Raw genomic sequence first — 17,695 nt, 5'->3', positions numbered from 1 at the left:
GACCGGGCGGGCGGGGGCGGTCAGGCCGGGATGATCGTCACGTGTCGGCGGTCCTCGGGGGCGAGGGAAGCGACCAATCGGGAGTCAAACGTTGCCAGCTGCGCACCTTTTCGGGCGACGAGGTCCACGAGGTGATAGTCGGTGACCTGTCGGTGACCGACGAGTGCCGCCACATCGATATGGGGGGCTGCCAGGCTGGAGTCATCCGCAAGGAATCGGTGGAGCGGCAGGGCTCGCAGCCCTCGCAGGACCTCGAGCGCAGTTGCGGCGGTGAACGTCGCGCCCACGACGACCGGATTGAGCACGAGCCTCACCAGCCCTGCTTCGGTATAGGGCGTCGTGGCCCACTGTGTGGTGTCGGAGAACCACGCGTGGGCAGCCTGGTAATGGACGTGATCCGGGGAGATGAGCGCGAGCAGGACGTTCACGTCGGGTACGGCAAGCGGAATGGTCATGCGACGTCGTCGCGGTGTTCGGCGACCAGCTCATCGGTGATGACGTGACTCCCGCCCGCCCGGGGAAGAGTCGGAAACCCCTGGGGAATACGGGGGGCTTCTGCGCCGAGGCCGCGTCGCGCCAGCTCCGAGACAGCTGCACCGAGCGACTGATCGGTCTGTGCAGCAAGCGCGCGTGCCGCACGGAGCACGGTGTCGTCGATGTCGAGAGTCGTGCGCATGGCGCCATTCTACGAGCAGCGCATCAACGCATCAACGCATCAACGCATCGATTCTGCGAACTTCGCGGGGAGGCGACCGGGATGCGGCGGGGGGCGTTTCGTCTCGCTTCGCTCGCTCAACGACCGGGGAGCGACCGGGCGGATCTCAGGCGCCGACGTAGTCGGCGAGGTGCTGGCCGGTCAGCGTCGAGCGGGCGGCGACCAGGTCGGCGGGCGTGCCCTCGAACACGACCCGGCCACCGTCGTGTCCGGCACCCGGGCCGAGGTCGATGATCCAGTCCGCATGGGCCATGACCGCCTGGTGGTGCTCGATGACGATGACCGACACCCCCGAGTCGACGAGCCGGTCGAGCAGGCCCAAGAGGTTCTCGACGTCGGCGAGGTGCAGACCCGTCGTCGGCTCATCGAGCACGTAGACGCTGCCCTTCTCGCCCATGTGCACCGCGAGCTTCAGCCTCTGCCGCTCCCCGCCCGAGAGGGTGGGCAGCGGCTGGCCGATCCGGATGTAGCCGAGCCCGACATCCACCATCCGGTTCAAGATCGAGGCCGCCGCCGGCACCTTCGCCTCGCCCGAGCCGAAGAACTCCGCAGCGTCGGATGCCGACATATCGAGCACCTCGACGATGTTCTTGCCGCCCAACAGATGGACGAGAACCGCCTCATCGAAGCCCTTGCCCTCACACACGTCGCACGGGGTCTCCATCTGCTCCATGGGTCCGAGCTGGGTCACGATGACGCCCGACCCCTTGCACACGGGGCACGCGCCGTCGGAGTTCGCACTGAACAGCGCGGGCTTGACGCCGTTCGCCTTCGCGAACGCCTTGCGGATCGGCTCGAGCATCCCCGTGTAGGTACCGGGGCTCGAGCGGCGCGAGCCCTTGATCGCGCCCTGATCGATCGCGACGACACCCTCGCGGCCGGCAACCGATCCGTGGATCAGCGAGCTCTTGCCCGATCCCGCGACCCCGGTGACGGCGACCAAGACGCCGAGCGGGATGTCGACATCCACGTCCTGCAGGTTGTGGGAGCTCGCGCCGCGCACTTCGATCGCCCCCGACGGCTGGCGGACGGATGCCTTCAGCTGCGCCCGATCGTCCAGGTGCCGCCCCGTGAGGGTTCCCGAGGCCCGCAGCGCCTCGACCGTGCCCTCGAACATGATCTGCCCGCCGCTCGATCCCGCGCCGGGCCCGAGGTCGACGACATGGTCGGCGATCGCGATCGTTTCGGGCTTGTGCTCGACGACGAGCACCGTGTTGCCCTTGTCGCGCAACTGCTCGAGGAGGCGGTTCATGCGCTGGATGTCGTGCGGGTGCAGCCCCACCGTCGGCTCGTCGAAGACATAGGTGACGTCGGTGAGAGCAGACCCGAGGTGCCGGATCATCTTGGTGCGCTGCGCCTCGCCGCCCGAGAGCGTCCCCGATGCGCGATCGAGCGAGAGGTAGCCGAGGCCGATGTCGACGAACGAGTCGAAGAGGACGCCGAGGCTCCGCAGCAGGGGAGCGGCACTCGGTTCATCCAGCCCTTTCACCCAGGCGGCAAGATCCGAGATCTGCATGGCGCAGGCATCCGCGATGCTCTTGCCTGCGATCTTCGACGATCGCGCCCCCTCGTTGAGGCGGGTTCCGCCGCACTCGGGGCAGGGCTGGAACGCAACAGCCCGTTCGACGAATGCGCGGATGTGGGGCTGCATCGAGTCGACGTCCTTCGACAGGAACGACTTCTGGATCTTCGGCACCAGACCCTCGTAGGTCATGTTGATGTTCTCGAGCTTGATCTTGCGCGGCTCGCCGTAGAGGAAGTCGTGCCGTTGCTGCTCGGTGAAGTCCTTGATCGGCACATCCATCGGCACGACTCCGCCGAAGATCTTCACGTACCAGCCATCGGCCGTGTATCCGGGAACCGTGAGCGCCCCGGCGGCGAGCGTCTTCGTCTCGTCGAACAGTTGCGCGAGATCGATGTCGCTGACCTGCCCCATGCCGTCACAGTTCGGGCACATTCCGCCGGTGACGGTGAAGCTGCGCCGTTCGACCTTCTTGCCGTCGGCGGTATGGCTGGTCACAGCGCCCTTGCCGCTGACCGAGGCGACGTTGAACGAGAACGCCTGCGGGCCGCCGACGTGCGGCTGGCCGACGCGGCTGAAGAGGATCCGCAGGAGGGCGTTGGCATCCGTCGCCGTTCCCACGGTCGACCGGGCGTTGGCGCCCATCCGCTCCTGGTCGACGATGATCGCGGTCGTGAGGCCCTCGAGCACGTCGACATCCGGACGCGGGGGCGTGTTCATGAACGCCTGGATGAACGTCGAATACGTCTCGTTGATCATCCGCGACGACTCGGCGGCGATCGTCCCGAACACGAGCGAGCTTTTGCCTGACCCGCTCACTCCGGTGAACACCGTGAGACGCCGCTTGGGTAGTTCGACGTCGACGTTCTTGAGGTTGTTCTCGCGCGCGCCGTGCACGCGGATGAGGTCATGGGCGTCGGCGGCGTGCGTCGTCGGTGCAGGCATGAGCACACGCTAGCGGGATGCCGCGACATCCGTCCTCTCGATTCGTGACGGCATCCGTACACGTCGTCGGCTGTGGCCAACTCAGCAAGAACGGTGGGCGAGCCGGATGCCAGGCGTGGCGTCGCGCGGGCTCGGCCCGGAAGTGAGGACTTAGCGACATCGGGCGCGCCGGGCCCAACCGGTCAGGCGAGAGGGCCGGGCGGCATCCGACCTTGGGATTCGTGTCGGATCGGCTCCGTCGTCGGCCGTCGCCAACTCAGTGAGAACGGCGGCAGGGACCGGATGCTGCGCACAGCGGCACAACAACCTGCTCCGGAGATGAGGAGTTAGCCACCTCCTCGCGCCGAGCCGGCAGTCTCAGAGGCGCGCGATCTCGACCCGGGGGCGCACGGCGATGTCGGTGAGGTGGACGTCGGGGGAGGCATCCACGAGGAACCGGACTGTCGCCGCGACCGACGACGGCTTGATGTAGCGCTCGGGCTCGTACGGGGTGCCCATTTCGGCCGACTGCGTGCGCAGCATCCCGGTGTCGGTCTGGCCCGGGGCGAGCGTCACGACCCGCACGCGATGGCGCTGCTCGTCGATGCGCAGCACGTCGGCAAAGCCCCGAAGCGCGTGTTTGGATGCCGTATAGATCGCGTGACCGGGAACGGGGCGAGTCCCGGCGCCCGAGCCGATGAACACCACGGTTCCGCGGCTCTCGCGCAGCAACGGCAGCACCTGACGCGTGAGCTCTGCCGGGGCGAACACGTTGATGGCGAACTGGCGCTCCCAGTCCTCGGGCCTTGCCGATTCCGCCGTGTGGACCGCGGCAATCGCAGCCCCGTGCACGAGAACGTCCAGGCGTGTGAGCTCTGCCGTGCGGGCAGCGAGGGCTTCGGCATCCGTGATGTCGAGGACCCAGGGCGTGGCGCCCGTCTGCGCCGCCAGTTCGCTCAGCGCATCTGCGCTGCGACCCACCGCAATGACGTCGTGGGTGCGCGAGAGCTCGCGCACGATCTCACCACCCATGCCGCCGGTGGCTCCCGTCACGAGGGCTTGGGGGCGAACACCGGATGCGGTCATGCAGAACTCCTTGCGAGCGGAACGGTGGGTGAGACGGATGCCGCGTGCAGCGCGATCCGCACGGCGCTGCGCGCGACACGGTCGGTTTCACGCAGCATGGTGGGATTCGTGCCCGGCATGGGGCTGATGATCGTGTCGTGCACGACCTCGTCGACGGGGATCCCGGCCGCGTGGACAGCGGGGTCGAGCGTACCGTCGGCGCGGACCAGCAGGCCCGTGGCGGGGTCGATGTCGATACCGCCCGTCGCTCCGAGCTGGCCGTCGCTGTCGGCGACCTGGAAGACGCGCAGGCGTCCGGCATCCGTCAACGACCGCACGAGCGGATCGGCGCTGGAGCCCGCGTCATGCATGTGCATCCACGCGTCAATCAGGGTCCGGGCGGTGAGGTCGGCATCCGGAACCCGCGCGGAGGTGACGTGGAAGCCGTCGTCGGTGATGCTCAGCTGCGGGCGCGGACCGAGGAAGCGCACGATGCCCGCCGCGTGCAGCGCGAGAAGCTGGCGGTTGCGGAATGCGGGCGGACCGGACCCGAACATCCCGCCGATCGAGAGCAGTCGGCCGAACGCTCCGCGTCGGGTCGCCGCGTCGAACCCCCCGAACGCTCCGGCCAGGCTGACGGGCTGCCGAGCAGACCCGATCGACCACAGGGCGGCCTTCAGGGGCGAGTCGGCACCGCGCTCGGCTTCGCGGAGGTCATCGGCGAGGAACGCCGCTACCCACGTGTCGAACTCCTCAGGATCGGCGAAGGATCGGTTCGACGGGTCGAGCGCGGCGGACAGATCGAACAGATCCGAGGAGTTAGCGACGAACGGGGCAACCGCCGCAGCGAGCGTATCGGCGTCCCCGGCATCCGCAGCGATCGCCTCCCGCAAATCGTCCAGTGAGCCCGTCAGCGCCTCGGGGCGAACGCGGTGCAGTGTTTCGTAGTACGCCTCGAACGCATCCTTGCGGATCGCAGGCCACAGCAGCCCCTCGACGTCGATCGGCCGCGCGACCCCGGCATCCAGCAGCGCGCGCAGGTGCCGCTGCGGGGCGCGCGGCGGCAGGCTGCCGTAGAGCGTCTTGGCGCGGTACGGCACGCCCCGGGGTGAGGTCGCCCACAGGATCGGTTCGGCCCCGGATGCCTCGTACCGCAGACCGCCGGGGGAGGCGGCATCCGTGACGAACCGCCCGCCGCGACCGATCGTGAGCAGCGTGACGGTGTCGAAGAACCCCATCCCGAGCCCCCGGATGATGACGTCCTCGCCGGCGGGGACGCGCGAAAGATCCTGGTCGACGGGGTTCCCCGGCTTCACCCACACGAGATCTGGTCGTGCCGAGACGGATGCCGCGAGCGCGGTCTCCTCGGCCGTGGGAAGGTTCCCGAGCCACCCAGTCGCCAGGATCACGGCATCAACGATGAGCAGGGATGCCGCGCCCTCGGCATCCGTGATCTGCAGCTCCTGACGCCCGCCGCGGTCCACGATCGCCGTCACGCGACCCGTGCGCAGGTGTACGCGCACGCCCTCCGGCGCCACGCGCACGACCTGCGCGAGGGCCCACGCGATGTACTCGCCGTAGAGCGACCGGCTCGGATGCGACTCCGGTCGCAGCGCCGCGAGCTCGTCGCGGTAATCGGCGACGAATCCCTTACGCACGGGAGCCTCACCGAACCCCGCCCGCCGAGCCGCGGGAACTCCCGCGACGATCGCGGCGGTCCGGTCATCAGGCTCGACGGCGTGCGCAGCCAGAAGAGCCCACTCATACAGCGTCGGCCCCGGGCGCACGGTGCCGGCCATCTGCACCGAGTCGTCAGTGAACAGCGTGACGGCGTCCGCAAGGGTGTTCATGCACAGCTCGCGCGTCTGATCCGTGCGCCACACCCGTCCGGCACCCACCTCGACATCGTCGATCAGATACACGTCGACAAGCGTCCTGTCACTCGCCGGCAGTTCGGCCAGTGCCGAAACGAGCCGCTCCAGCAGCGAGACCCCGCGAGGACCCCCGCCGACGAGCGCGATCGCGGAGGTGGCAGACATACCTTCGTGTCTAGGCAATCCCGGGCCGAAACGCGAATTCAACTGTCACAAACGGTCGTTTGTGCCGAGCAAACATCGCAATCTGTGACAGCCGAGCCGGGCGTTTGTGACGAAATGCTTCGCTTCATGACGGCCCGACTGCGTGATCCGGGTCGACACTGCGCACAATGGCCAGGCCGCTTCACGACGACAGCGGCAGCATCCGGCCGTACCTCACGGCAACACAGCATCCCTTCCCACCAGGAGTCAGCATGAATCTGCGCACGCGCACCCTTGCGGCAGCCGCCGCCCTCACCGCGACAGCACTCGTCGCGGCAGGCTGCGCCTCCAGCAGCGGAGGTACGGATGCCGACAGCACCGAACCGATCGTCTTCGGCGTCTCGGGCCCGCTCACCGGCAACCAGGCCGAGTACGGCGAGAACTGGGAGGAGGGCTTCGCGATCGCCCTCGACGAGATCAACGGCGCCGGCGGCATCAACGGCCGCGAGGTGCAGATCGACTTCCAAGACAGCCAGGGCGAGGCGAGCCAGGCCACCCCGATCGCGCAGCGCTTCGTGAGCGACGACTCGGTCCTCGCGGTGCTGGGTGACTTCTCATCGGCCACCTCGATGGTCGCGAGCCCCATCTACCAGCGCGCGGGCCTGCTTCAGCTGGGCATCACCAACTCGCATCCAGAATTCACTGCGACCGGCGATTACATCTTCAGCCCGTCCGTCACGCAGGCAGTCGAGGCCCGGGTCATCGAGGATGCCGCTCACGAGATCGGTTCGAACATCGCCGTCTTCTACCTCAACACCGACTGGGGCAACACGGCGTTCGAGGTGCTGCAGGATCAGGCTGAGCAGAACGGCGACACGATCGTCTACAGCTCGCCCGTCGAAGAGACCTCGACCGACTTCCGCCCGCAGCTCGTGCAGGCCCGCGACGCGGCCCCCGACGTCGTGATCTTCTACACGTACTACGGCACCACCGCCCTCCTCGTGCAGCAGGCCGAGCAGACGGGCCTGGACGTTCCGTTCCTCGCTGTGGGGTCCAACTACTCCGCCGAGTTCCTCGATCTGGCCCAGGATGCCGCCGAGGGTGTGTACGTCGACACGACGTTCTACCCCGAGTCCGACGACCCGGCGGTCGAGAGCTTCGTGACCGCCTACACCGAGGAGTTCGGGCACACCCCCAATCTGTTCGCCGCGTACGCCTACGACGGTCTGAAGCAACTGGCGTGGGCGGCCGAGAACGCCGAGACCCTCGACCGTGAGGGAATCCGCAACGCCCTGCGCGACGGCACCGATATCCCGTCCATCATCTATGGCACCGCCACCTACAACGACGAGCGTCGTATCGACCGCCCGCGCTTCCAGTGGCTGGTCGTCGAGGACGGACAGTTCGTGCTTACCGACCAGGTCGGCTGAGCCCACACCGGATGACCGGGGCTTCACTCCCTAAGCACTAGGGCCTCGGTCATCCGGTCGTCCGCATTTCAGCATCCGCCTCCCGACTCGCACCGTCCCCTCCCGACCCCTGGAGCCTCGTGTTCGACCTGCTCATCGCCGGCCTCATCAACGGAAACGCCTACGCCCTGGTGGCGCTGGGCCTTTCGCTCGTGATCGGCGTCGCGAACGTCGTGAACTTCGCGCACGGGTCGCTGTTCGCGGTGGGAGCCATGGTCGGGTGGCTGGTCACCTCGAGCCTCGGGATGCCGCTGTGGCTCGGCGCCCTCGCGGCGATCGCCGTCACCGCGGCCCTCGGGTGGCTCATCAACCTCGTCGCGGTCCGCCCCTTCGCGGGCAAGGCGCCGATCGCGGCGGTGCTCGCCACGATCGCGGTGATGATCATCCTCGACAACCTCACCCAAATCGTCTTCGGGCCCGAGGTGCGCCGCTTCGACTCGGGCCTTCCCGACATCACGTGGCAGATCGGCGGCATCACGCTGCGGCTCATCGACGTCGTCATCCTGGTCACGAGCGTGACGCTCATGCTCGTGCTCGCCGGCGTCCTGCGCTACTCCAAGCTCGGCCGTGCGATCCGCGCGACCTCGCAGGACCGTGAAGCGGCGGCGCAGATGGGAGTGCCGGTCGCGCGGGTCCAGTCGATCGCGTTCATGGTCTCGGCAGCCCTCGGCGGCCTCGCCGGAGTGCTCGTCGCCGCGTACTTCACGACGATCGCCCCGACGCAGGGCTTCCAGATCGGCCTGGCCGGTATCGCCGCAGCCGCGATCGGCGGACTCGGGTCGCTCCTGGGCGCCGTCATCGGCGGCCTCGTGCTCGGTGTCGCCGAAGCCTTCGGCGTGGGCCTGTGGGGCGACTCGGCGCGCCAACTCATCACGTTCGGTGCGTTGCTGCTCGTCCTCTGGATCCGGCCCGAGGGCATCCTCGGCAAGAAGACCGTGCGCCGCGAACCGCTCACCGGGACCTTCTTCGCCCAGGCTCGTCCCGTCGTCATGCGGCGCTGGCAGGTCGCGGTGCTGATCGCACTCGCGCTCATCCCGACGATCCCGGGCGTCTTCGACGGCTACGCCGTGCAGATCGGTGTGCAGATCCTCGCCTTCGCGATGATTGCCCTGTCGATGACGGTGATCGGCGGCGCTGCCGGGCAGCTCTCGCTCGGCCAGGCGGGACCGGTAGCCCTGGGAGCGTATGCGGCGGCGATGCTGACGAAGGATGCCGGGCTCCCGTTCCTCGTCGCCGCCCCCCTGGCGGGACTCGTCTCCGCCGTGCTCATCGCCGTGCTCAACGCCCCCTCGTGGCGGTTGTCGGGGCACTATCCCGCCATCGCGACGCTCGCCACGGGCGCTGCCATTTCGGCCGTGCTGCTGGTCGCGACCCCGATCACCGGGGGCGGCAGCGGCATCGCGCAGATCCCCCTGCCCGACATCTTCGGCATCCAGATCTCCTCGACCACCCAGTTCTATGCGCTCGGCCTCGGCATCCTGCTCGTGCTCATCCTGCTCGTCCACCGCCTCGGACGATCGCACCTGGGCCTGACGTGGCGCGCGATCCGCGACGACGAGGTCGCCGCACGATCCGCGGGAATCGCGACCCCGCAGTACAAGTCCCTCGCGTTCGGGATCGGCGGGTTCATCGCCGGTGTCGCCGGCGCGTTCTGGGCGGCACAATTCGGGTTCGTCGAGCCCAAGATCTTCAACCCGAACCTGTCGTTCCAGATCGTCATCATCGCCGTGCTGGGCTCCATGCTGCGCCCGTTCGGAGCGGTGCTCGGCTCGATCGTTCTGGTCGGCGGCCTCGAACTGTTCCGGGTCGCGAGCGAGACACGGCTGCTCATCTACGGCGTCGTGTTGTTGCTGCTGATCTGGTTCCGCCCCCAGGGCATGTGGACGCTTCCGCTGCCGTTCGCGCGGCTCTTTCGTCGCGCGGATGCCGGCACCCCGGTGGTCGCCGAGCAGTCGGCATCCGCGGGGCTCGTGGGAACCCTCACGCCCGCCGGTCGCGCACGAACCGGCGCGGCCGAGCGAACCGGCCCTGCCGAGCGAACCGGTACCGACGGGGGAGAGGAGACCCGCTCATGAGCGCGGCCACGACACCGCTCGTGCGGGTCACCGACCTCGCGAAGTCGTTCGGCGCCCTCGCCGCCGTCGACGGGATCTCGTTCCACGTCGCGCCCGGGGAGGTCGTCAGCATCATCGGACCCAACGGTTCCGGCAAGACGACCACGATCAACCTGCTCGCGGGTGAGCTGCGCCCCGATCGCGGCGACGTTGTGCTCGGCCAGACCGACATCGCGGGACGCACCCCCGACGTCATCGCCCGCGCCGGCCTGCGCCGTACCTTCCAGAACGGCCGCGTCTTCGGCAACGCCACCGTCGAAGAGAACGTGCTCGTCGGTCAGACTCCGCTCGTGCGGGCATCCGCACCGCTGCCGCGGCTGCGCCGCATCCCCGTGCTGCGGTGGATCGCGCTGATCGTCGAGACGGTGCTCGCGATCGTCGGCACCCCTGCGCAGCGGCGCGAGGCTGCCGACCTCGATGCCCGCGTCACGGCGCAGCTCGAACGGTTCGCGACGCGGCTCACCGCCCGCCGCAACGACCCCGCCGCGACCCTGTCGTACGCGAACCGTCGGCGCACCGAGATCGCGCGTGCCCTCGCATCCGACCCTCGCCTGCTGCTGCTGGACGAACCGACCGCCGGGATGAACGTCTCCGAGACCAAGGAAGTCATGCACCAGCTGCTCGAGCTCAAGGCGCAGGGGCAGACGATGGTCGTCGTCGAGCACAAGCTCGAGCTCGTGATGACGATCTCGGACCGCGTGATCGTGATGGACGGCGGCCGCATCATCGCGGAGGGAACGCCGCACCAGGTGCAGAACGACCCCGCGGTCATCGAGGCCTACCTCGGTTCGCGTCGAGCGAGTGTCGTGGCGCGCACGCACCACATCGAAGACGTGATCGAGTCGCCGGCGAGCGATCCGACTGACGACGCGCAAGGAGGCCAGCGATGAGCGCCTCGAGTATCGAGACGGATGCCGCGCAGCCGCTCCTGGACGTGCAGGGCATCAACGTCTACTACGGCGAGTTCCACGCCCTCCAGGACGTGAGCTACCGCATCAACGAGGGCGAGATCGTGTCCCTCCTCGGCGGCAACGCCTCCGGCAAATCGACAACCATGAAGGCGATCCTGCGCCTGGTGAAAACCCGCAGCGGCGAGATCCGGTTCGCGGGCCGCAGCATCCTGCGTCATACCACCGCAGACGTCGTTCGAGCCGGGATCGCGAGCGTCCCGGAGGCCCGTCGCGTCTTCCCCGAGATGACGATCGAAGAGAACCTGCTCGTCGGTGCCCACACCCGGCGGGGCGGTGCCCGCGCCCTGCGCGAGGACCTGGATGCGCAGTACGACCTGTTCCCGCGCCTGGCCGAGCGCCGCCGGCAAGAGGCCGGGACGATGTCTGGCGGTGAGCAGCAGATGCTGGCCTTCGCCCGCGCCCTCATGTCACGGCCGCGCCTGATCTGCATGGATGAGCCCACCATGGGGCTCGCGCCGATCATCGTCGACCAGGTGCTCGACACGATCCAACGCATCAACCGCGAGCGCGGCGTCGCCGTCTTCATGGTCGAGCAGGCAGCAGAACTCGCGCTCTCGATCGCCCACCGCGGGTACGTGCTGGCCGGCGGAACCGTGCGACTGGAAGGCACGGCATCCGAACTCATCGCGAACCCGCAGGTGCGCGAGGCCTACCTCGGCCAGAGCGTCGCCTGACTACCGAAAGGAATCTCATGCCGCCGACCGATGTCATCGACGCCCTCGCGGGGATCGAGCCGGACTCCGCGCTCGACCGGCTGCGCTCCCGGCGCCCCGAGTCGCGCACTCACGCACAGGGGAGCTACGACGCGCTGTTCGCGCCGGCAGACACCGCGCACGCGAGCCTGGCCGAGCGCGCCGCCGTCGCCACCTTCGTCGCGTCTTTGCACTGGCAAGACAGCGCCGTCGCTCACTACCGGTCGCTTCTGGCACAGGAGGATGAGCGGCTCGTGCCGAGCGTTCTGGATCTCGCCGAGCGTGCCGTGGCGCTCGCACCCGAAGGTCCCTACGGCGACTTCGTCGGAGAGAACGCGCCCGAGAGCGTGCCCGGCCCCCGGTTCGCCGTCACAGATCTCGCCGCGACCTACGTCCTCGGTGATCGCCTCACGGCGGCCCTCGAGCACGCCCACCTGCTGACCCTGCACCCCCGCGATGCCGCGCCCGCCGACCTCCAGCGACTCGAGGATGCCGGGTGGAGCGCCACCGGCATCGTCACGCTCTCACAGCTGGTCGCCTTCCTCGCGTTCCAACTGCGGGTCGTCGCCGGCCTCCGGGCGCTGCAGGACGCCCGCGCCGCCGTCGGCACCGCCTCGACCACGGAAGGAGCCGGCCGATGAGCGCCGTCATCCCCGCCCCCGACGACCTCATCGCGCCGACGCGGTTCACGCAAGAGACCCTCGACTGGGTGCCGTGGGTCGAGCCGCTGCCGATCGAGGAGGTCACCGAGCACCACTACGAGGCGCTCGTGCAGCGCTCCCGGGTCAAAAACCCGTACTTCCGGCTGCTGGCGCGCGACCCCGACATCCTGCGGGAGCGCACCAAGACCGACCTCGACATCTTTCTGAACACGGATGCCGGGCTGCCACGTGCCGAACGGGAGCTCGCCGCGACCGCGGCATCCCGCGTCAACGGCTGCGTCTACTGCGCCTCGGTCCACTCCGCGTTCACGACCCAGCAGTCCCGCAGGCGCGAGGACGTGCAGCGGATCCTCGACGAGGGAGTGTCGGCGCGCATCGACGAGCGCTGGGACGCGATCGTCGACGCGAGCGTCGCGCTCACGCGCACGCCCGCGACGTTCGGGGCGGCCCAACTCGCGGGACTTGATGCTGCGGGCCTGGATGACCTCGAGGTGCTCGACACGATCCTCGCGGCATCCTTCTTCAACTGGGCCAACCGCCTCATGCTGTCGATCGGGGAGCCGGGGGTTCCCGCGACGGCGTGAGAGCGCCAGCTCTCACAGCGGTCCCAAAGCTGCGCTGGATAGCGTCAGGAGTCCCCGAACTCGACCCCACGGAGGACACCATGGGTTTCCTTGACCGACTCTTCGGCACCGAGCCCCAGAACCGGCAGCCGTACGCGCAGCAGCCCGCCGCGCCGCGTCCCGCGGGTTATCCGTCCACGACGCCGCCGAAGTCCGAGGACGAGATCGCGATCGAGCGGTACCGCTACCTTCTGCGCACAGCGCCGCCCGAGACGATCGAGCAGGTTCACGCCGAGGCTTTCGCGAGGCTCACCGAGCAACAGCGGCAGCAGGTGCTTGCCGACATGACAGCCACCCTCCCGGCATCCGAGCAGCCCCGCTCCACCGACCCGAACGAGATGGCCCGTGCCGCCACCCGAGCCGAGTACATGAATCCCGGCTCGATGGAGCGCACGCTCGGCGGCCAGCGTCAGGGGCCGTCTTTCGGCTCGATGGTCGGCTCGTCGCTCCTCGGAACCGTCGCCGGGTATGTCATCGGGTCCGCGCTCGTGTCCGCGTTCATGGCTCCGGTTTTCGCTGCCGACGCCGGTGCCACGGATCCGGGAACAGCCGAGGCGGGAACCGACACGGGGGGCGACCCTGGCTGGGCCGACGCATCCGGAGCCGGAGACACGGGCTTCGCGGACGGCGGCTTCGGAGACTTCGGCGACTTCGGTTTCTGATCGGGCAGCGCGCGGAGGTCTCCACCCGCCCCGCCTGCGCGATAACGTTCATCTATGGGGAAGGTGGAAACCGGCTCTGCACGCCGCGGTGCGAGCCGCGCAGCAGGTCGAAGTACTTTGTGGCGCTCTCTTGCTGACGACTTCGCCCTGCGCCGCGACGGCACCGAAGCACGCATGGCAGTGCTGCAGCAGGTGATGCTCGCCGTCGTCGTTCTGGTCATCACCGCGTTTGCGATCATCGCCGCCATCCCGGGGGATCTCACGCTGTTCTTCGTCGGTGTCGCGATGGTGTTCGTCATGACGATCGTGACGATGCTCGTTCCGTGGAACGCGATCTCGCCGTGGGCCGTGGGTATCGTCCCGGTGATCGACGTCGTCGCGATCCTGTTCATGCGGGCCGCCTTCCCCGAGTCCGGTATTGCGTTGCTGTGGCTCTTTCCCGTGATGTGGCTGTCTGCGTCATTGGGGTTGGCGGGGTTCCTCGCGGCGAATCTGTTCGTCTGGGTCTCGTATGGGTGGGTGATCGCCGCCGGCAAGGAGTCGGCGTTCAGCTTTGCGCTGATTCTCCTACCGATCGTGACCCTTGCTGTTTCGGCCGGGGCGTACTTCAGTCTGCGCCGCTTCGCCGCGCAGCGGACGCTGCTCGACAAACAGGCACTGGTGCTCGGACAGAGCCTGGAACGCACCCAGCATCAGGAGCAGCTGGTCACCCAGGTTCTGGACTCGGTGGACTTCGGCGTCATCCGAATCTCACCGGACGGTGCAGTCACGGTCACCAACGAGGCTCACGCGCGGATGCAGCACGCGCTCATCAGCGCCGACGGACACAACCGCCTCCCGGCATTCGACGCCGACGGCCAGACCCCCCTCGTCCCGGAACGGATGCCGGTTGCTCGCGCGCAGCGGGGCGAGGTCTTCGACAACCAGATCGTCTGGTTCGGTGCTCCCGACACCACGCGACGGGCCCTGAGCGTGACGACGCGGCGCCTGCGAGACACCCAGGGAGCGGATGCCGGCACCGTCGTGATCTCGCGAGATGTCACCGCCGAGCGCACCGCGCTCCTCGCTCGCGACAACGTGGTTGCATCGGTGTCGCACGAACTGCGCGCGCCGCTGACCGCCATCGTCGGCTATCTCGACCTGGCGCTGGAGACGGAGGGCATCCCCGAGAAGGTACGTGGCGACCTCGACGTGGCCACGCAGAACGCCGAACGGATGATCCAGATCATCTCCGACATCCTCTCGGCCACGTCGTCGTCGAAATCGACAGTCGATGTGACGGTGTCGCCCGAGAACGTCGACCTTCAGCAGCTCGTGCTGGCGTCCGCCGAGGCGTGGGAACCCTCCGCGCTCGAGCGGCGGATCACGATTTTCACCGACGACGTGCAACCCACGCATGCCTACGTGGACCCGGCACGGATGCGCCAAGTCGCCGACAACCTCATCAGTAACGCCATCAAGTACGGGCGCGAAGGAGGATCGGTGCAGCTAGCCGTCTACGGCGATGACGTCGCGTCATACCTGCTGGTGCGCGATGACGGGATCGGCCTGTCGCCCGATGACCAGAGCCGCCTCTTCCGGCGATTCTTCCGGGCCCGAACCGACGTCGGCGGCACGGGCCTCGGTCTTGCGATCTGCCGCGACATCGTTCGCGCGCACGGCGGAGAGATCATCGTCGGCAGCGAGCAGGGCGTCGGTTCTGTCTTCCTCGTGCGGGTTCCCGCCCAGGTCGACGTTCCGCTGCTGCCGATCGACCCCGAAGAGGCACTCAACATGTCGGGCGCGATCACCACGGCGGGCCGCTCCGACATGGAGGCGACGAGATGACTCTCGACCTCTACTCGGTCAGCGTCATGACGGCAGCGGTCGTGCTGATCGTCGGGATCATCTACATCTCCGAAACCCTCATTCGCCGTGACGAGGTGTCGGGTCGGCACTGGTCGATCGCCTTTCTCGCCGGCATCCTGACCACCATCGCCTACGCGATCTGGGCAGCCGGTGGGGGATGGATCGCGGTAGCCGCCGGAAACGCGGCATTCGTGGCGGCCACGGGGTTCATCTGGATCGGATGCCGCAGCTACAACGGACACCGCATCGGCTGGGCCTACGGCACGGTCGGTGTGGGCATGGCTGTTGCGTTCATCGCCGTCGTTGTCGAGGGTCCGCAAGGCGGCGACTGGGCAGGGGTTGTCTGGATGTATGCCGCGCTGGCGGTGCTGGCATCGTTTGGCGTATGGGAGACCGCACGCGGTCGATTGGCGCAGACCCGCACGACCATTGCCCTCGCCATCGTGCTCGTGATCGAGGCGCTCTATACGGCCGCGAGGGCCCTCGTCTTCCTCCTGCGCGGACCCGATGATCCCGTGTTTCAGGCGTGGTTCTCCACAGTCCCGGCGAGCTTCGTGACGATCACGCTCGTCATCACTGCGGCGATCGTCACCTCCATCCTGCGTGCGGGCCGCGCAGGGATGCGGGGGTACACCAACCTCGTGGCAGTTGACGGAAGCGACCGCATCCTGACAGAACCGCAGTTCCGTGCGACGGTCACTGACGTGCTTGAACGCGCCGAAGAGAAGGGCATCGGGGTCGGCGTCATCGCGATGCGCATCGATGACCTGCCGTTCATCGCGAAGGCCTTCGGGAACGAGGTCGGGCGCCATGTCGCTGTCGCAGCCCGCGATGCCGTGCGGCGCACTGTCGAACCGCTCGCTGTCATCGGCGATGACGGCGCCACGGTGTTGTGGGTGTGCGACACATCCTGGGACGCGAGCGAGGCGCGACGGCAGGCATCCCGACTCGCCACCGCCGTGTTCGAGGCTCTGCGCACCGTCCCCGACGCCGTGGTCCCGGTCGTCGGCATCGGCGTCGCCGTGACCCACGACTTCGGCTACGGCGCCGGCGCGCTCATCGACGCAGCGGATGCGGCATCCACCCGTTCGGCCAAGACCGGCGACATCTCGGTGCTGATCGCAGAACCGCCGCGCTCGAACCCGCCCGCCTCCGTGGGTCCCGACGCGCCGACGTCAGCACCGGCGGGGAGCTGATCATGCCCCTCATCGCACTCACCGGGGGAATCGCGGCGGGCAAATCCACCGTGGCATCACGGCTGTCCGAGCTCGGCGCCGTGGTCGTGGACGCCGATCAGGTCGTCCGCGACGTCCAGAGCGTCGGGTCGCCGGTGCTCGACCGCATCGCCGAAGAATTCGGTGACGGCATCCTCACGGTCGACGGAGCGCTCGACCGCGCCGCGCTCGGCTCCCTCGTGTTCGGAGACGCGGACCGGCTCGCCGTGCTCAACGCGATCGTTCATCCCGCCGTGCGGGAGGAGTCGGCTCGCCGCTTCGGGCAGGCCTTTGCCGCCGATCCCGACGCCGTCGTCGTGTACGACGTGCCGCTGCTGGTGGAGGCGCGGGTGGATGACCCGTGGGAACTGGTCGTCGTCGCACACGCCCCCGCCGAGCTTCGCGAACAGCGCCTGGTAGAGCTTCGCGGCATGAGTCCGCAGGAGGCTGCATCCCGAATCGGATCGCAGGTTCCCGACGATGCGCGACTTGCGATCGCCGACGTCGTGATCGACACGGCGGGGACGCTCGCGCAGACCCGAGATCAGGTCGACGTGCTCTGGGAGGCGTTGCCGTTGCGGATCGCGGCCCGCCGGTCCCGCTGACGTCGCCAGCGCGGAATCACCACGATTGCAGCCACGATCGCGCCGATCAGCAACAGGAATCCGAGGATCGGCAGCACGATCGCGAAGATCGAGAGTGCGAGGCTCGAGACATCCTCGACGGTGCTCACTATCGGCGCTGCGACTCCGGCCGTCGCCGCGTTCGCGACCGGGCGAATGGATGCCTTCACCACGTGGATGGCCAGCGCGATCGCAACCCCGATGCCGATGGCCACCCAATTCTGGTTCGCGAAGAACGCGCTCGGGTCATCCACCCGAACGGTCTCGGCGCTTGCTCCGGCGCCGAACGCAATCCCGCCGGATGCGGGGCGGATCACGGTCTGCACGGCATCGTTGATGGAGTCGACCACCGGTACTTTGTCGGCGACGATCTCCAGCACGAGCAGCGCACCGATGATCCAGAGAGCGATGTCGCTCGACAGCCACGCCCACCCTGCTGGCAGCTCGATCGCGTCGAAGAAGCGGTTCGCGAGCCCGAGCACCAGCAGCGGCATCCACGCGTTCAGCCCCGCCGCTGCGGCAAGACCGGATCCCACGAAGAACTCGAGCACCCCTCCAGGGTAGGCATCCTTC

General features: G+C 68.4%; 16 protein-coding genes. 10 read left to right on the top strand and 6 right to left on the bottom strand.

Annotation, left to right across the window (positions count from 1 at the left end; genetic code table 11):
- Window positions 1–20 precede the first annotated feature (20 nt).
- From B4F19_RS10535 to B4F19_RS10515, 5 genes are all read right to left on the bottom strand, one after another.
- The gene (locus tag B4F19_RS10535) at window positions 21–455 is read right to left on the bottom strand and encodes a TA system VapC family ribonuclease toxin (RefSeq protein WP_228178997.1); all 435 of its coding nucleotides are present in this window, start codon (window positions 453–455) and stop codon (window positions 21–23) included.
- On the bottom strand, window positions 452–676 hold the full coding sequence (locus B4F19_RS10530) for an antitoxin (protein ID WP_228178998.1): 225 nt from the start codon (window positions 674–676) through the stop codon (window positions 452–454). Before B4F19_RS10530 ends, B4F19_RS10535 begins: the two co-directional genes overlap by 4 nt.
- 145 nt (window positions 677–821) lie before the next feature.
- Window positions 822–3,182 (bottom strand): excinuclease ABC subunit UvrA, encoded by a 2,361-nt coding sequence (locus tag B4F19_RS10525; RefSeq protein ID WP_292734737.1) that lies wholly within the window; start codon window positions 3,180–3,182, stop codon window positions 822–824.
- 357 nt (window positions 3,183–3,539) lie between these two features.
- Window positions 3,540–4,247: an SDR family oxidoreductase gene (locus tag B4F19_RS10520; protein WP_292734735.1), complete on the bottom strand. Its 708-nt coding sequence runs from the start codon at window positions 4,245–4,247 to the stop codon at window positions 3,540–3,542.
- Entirely contained in the window at window positions 4,244–6,265 is a 2,022-nt protein-coding gene (locus B4F19_RS10515; RefSeq protein WP_292734732.1) for an FAD/NAD(P)-binding protein, read from the bottom strand. Before B4F19_RS10515 ends, B4F19_RS10520 begins: the two co-directional genes overlap by 4 nt.
- 167 nt (window positions 6,266–6,432) lie before the next feature.
- Here B4F19_RS10515 and B4F19_RS10510 point away from each other — a divergent pair, with 167 nt between their 5' ends.
- The 10 genes from B4F19_RS10510 to coaE all read left to right on the top strand — a co-directional run bounded on the left by B4F19_RS10510 (window position 6,433) and on the right by coaE (window position 17,104).
- A complete protein-coding gene (locus B4F19_RS10510) occupies window positions 6,433–7,674 on the top strand; it encodes an ABC transporter substrate-binding protein (protein WP_292734729.1) in 1,242 nt (413 codons plus the stop codon).
- A gap of 119 nt (window positions 7,675–7,793) precedes the next feature.
- Window positions 7,794–9,788 carry an ABC transporter permease gene (locus B4F19_RS10505; protein WP_292734727.1) on the top strand — a complete coding sequence of 665 codons (1,995 nt, stop codon included), beginning with the start codon at window positions 7,794–7,796 and terminating at the stop codon, window positions 9,786–9,788.
- Window positions 9,785–10,717, top strand: a complete 933-nt coding sequence (locus tag B4F19_RS10500; RefSeq protein ID WP_292734724.1) for an ABC transporter ATP-binding protein — start codon at window positions 9,785–9,787, stop codon at window positions 10,715–10,717. The genes B4F19_RS10505 and B4F19_RS10500 overlap by 4 nt, the downstream gene beginning before the upstream one ends.
- Window positions 10,714–11,472 (top strand): ABC transporter ATP-binding protein, encoded by a 759-nt coding sequence (locus B4F19_RS10495; RefSeq protein ID WP_292734721.1) that lies wholly within the window; start codon window positions 10,714–10,716, stop codon window positions 11,470–11,472. The genes B4F19_RS10500 and B4F19_RS10495 overlap by 4 nt, the downstream gene beginning before the upstream one ends.
- A gap of 17 nt (window positions 11,473–11,489) precedes the next feature.
- The gene (locus tag B4F19_RS10490) at window positions 11,490–12,131 is read left to right on the top strand and encodes a CMD domain protein (RefSeq protein ID WP_292734718.1); all 642 of its coding nucleotides are present in this window, start codon (window positions 11,490–11,492) and stop codon (window positions 12,129–12,131) included.
- Window positions 12,128–12,736: an alkylhydroperoxidase domain protein gene (locus B4F19_RS10485; RefSeq protein WP_292734715.1), complete on the top strand. Its 609-nt coding sequence runs from the start codon at window positions 12,128–12,130 to the stop codon at window positions 12,734–12,736. Before B4F19_RS10490 ends, B4F19_RS10485 begins: the two co-directional genes overlap by 4 nt.
- Window positions 12,737–12,816: 80 nt before the next feature.
- Window positions 12,817–13,437 (top strand): hypothetical protein, encoded by a 621-nt coding sequence (locus B4F19_RS10480; RefSeq protein WP_292734712.1) that lies wholly within the window; start codon window positions 12,817–12,819, stop codon window positions 13,435–13,437.
- 174 nt (window positions 13,438–13,611) lie between these two features.
- Entirely contained in the window at window positions 13,612–15,264 is a 1,653-nt protein-coding gene (locus tag B4F19_RS10475; protein ID WP_292734710.1) for a sensor histidine kinase, read from the top strand.
- Window positions 15,261–16,481 carry a hypothetical protein gene (locus B4F19_RS10470; protein ID WP_292734707.1) on the top strand — a complete coding sequence of 407 codons (1,221 nt, stop codon included), beginning with the start codon at window positions 15,261–15,263 and terminating at the stop codon, window positions 16,479–16,481. Before B4F19_RS10475 ends, B4F19_RS10470 begins: the two co-directional genes overlap by 4 nt.
- Window positions 16,482–16,483: 2 nt before the next feature.
- On the top strand, window positions 16,484–17,104 hold the full coding sequence (gene coaE, locus B4F19_RS10465; protein WP_292734704.1) for a dephospho-CoA kinase: 621 nt from the start codon (window positions 16,484–16,486) through the stop codon (window positions 17,102–17,104).
- On the opposite strand, the gene B4F19_RS10460 is transcribed toward coaE, so the two are convergent.
- The coding region (locus B4F19_RS10460; protein ID WP_349675951.1) for a DUF4126 domain-containing protein at window positions 17,044–17,695 on the bottom strand (652 nt) is incomplete at its 5' end. The two genes, coaE and B4F19_RS10460, sit on opposite strands and share 61 nt — an antisense overlap.

This window comes from Microbacterium sp. UBA1097 (genome assembly GCF_002313585.1).
Taxonomy (GTDB): domain Bacteria; phylum Actinomycetota; class Actinomycetes; order Actinomycetales; family Microbacteriaceae; genus Microbacterium.
Note: the sequence above shows the minus strand (reverse complement) of the source record. Positions and strands in the feature narration are given on the sequence as shown.

Excerpts from the sequence above, each read along its gene's own strand:
- B4F19_RS10485 (WP_292734715.1), top strand. The coding sequence starts at position 12,128 with ATGAGCGCCGTCATCCCCGCCCCCGACGACCTCATCGCGCCGACGCGG.
- B4F19_RS10520 (WP_292734735.1), bottom strand. The coding sequence starts at position 4,247 with ATGACCGCATCCGGTGTTCGCCCCCAAGCCCTCGTGACGGGAGCCACC.
- B4F19_RS10535 (WP_228178997.1), bottom strand. The coding sequence starts at position 455 with ATGACCATTCCGCTTGCCGTACCCGACGTGAACGTCCTGCTCGCGCTC.
- B4F19_RS10495 (WP_292734721.1), top strand. The coding sequence starts at position 10,714 with ATGAGCGCCTCGAGTATCGAGACGGATGCCGCGCAGCCGCTCCTGGAC.
- B4F19_RS10515 (WP_292734732.1), bottom strand. The coding sequence starts at position 6,265 with ATGTCTGCCACCTCCGCGATCGCGCTCGTCGGCGGGGGTCCTCGCGGG.
- B4F19_RS10510 (WP_292734729.1), top strand. The coding sequence starts at position 6,433 with ATGGCCAGGCCGCTTCACGACGACAGCGGCAGCATCCGGCCGTACCTC.
- B4F19_RS10470 (WP_292734707.1), top strand. The coding sequence starts at position 15,261 with ATGACTCTCGACCTCTACTCGGTCAGCGTCATGACGGCAGCGGTCGTG.
- B4F19_RS10500 (WP_292734724.1), top strand. The coding sequence starts at position 9,785 with ATGAGCGCGGCCACGACACCGCTCGTGCGGGTCACCGACCTCGCGAAG.
- B4F19_RS10480 (WP_292734712.1), top strand. The coding sequence starts at position 12,817 with ATGGGTTTCCTTGACCGACTCTTCGGCACCGAGCCCCAGAACCGGCAG.
- B4F19_RS10530 (WP_228178998.1), bottom strand. The coding sequence starts at position 676 with ATGCGCACGACTCTCGACATCGACGACACCGTGCTCCGTGCGGCACGC.
- B4F19_RS10475 (WP_292734710.1), top strand. The coding sequence starts at position 13,612 with ATGGCAGTGCTGCAGCAGGTGATGCTCGCCGTCGTCGTTCTGGTCATC.
- B4F19_RS10490 (WP_292734718.1), top strand. The coding sequence starts at position 11,490 with ATGCCGCCGACCGATGTCATCGACGCCCTCGCGGGGATCGAGCCGGAC.
- coaE (WP_292734704.1), top strand. The coding sequence starts at position 16,484 with ATGCCCCTCATCGCACTCACCGGGGGAATCGCGGCGGGCAAATCCACC.
- B4F19_RS10525 (WP_292734737.1), bottom strand. The coding sequence starts at position 3,182 with ATGCCTGCACCGACGACGCACGCCGCCGACGCCCATGACCTCATCCGC.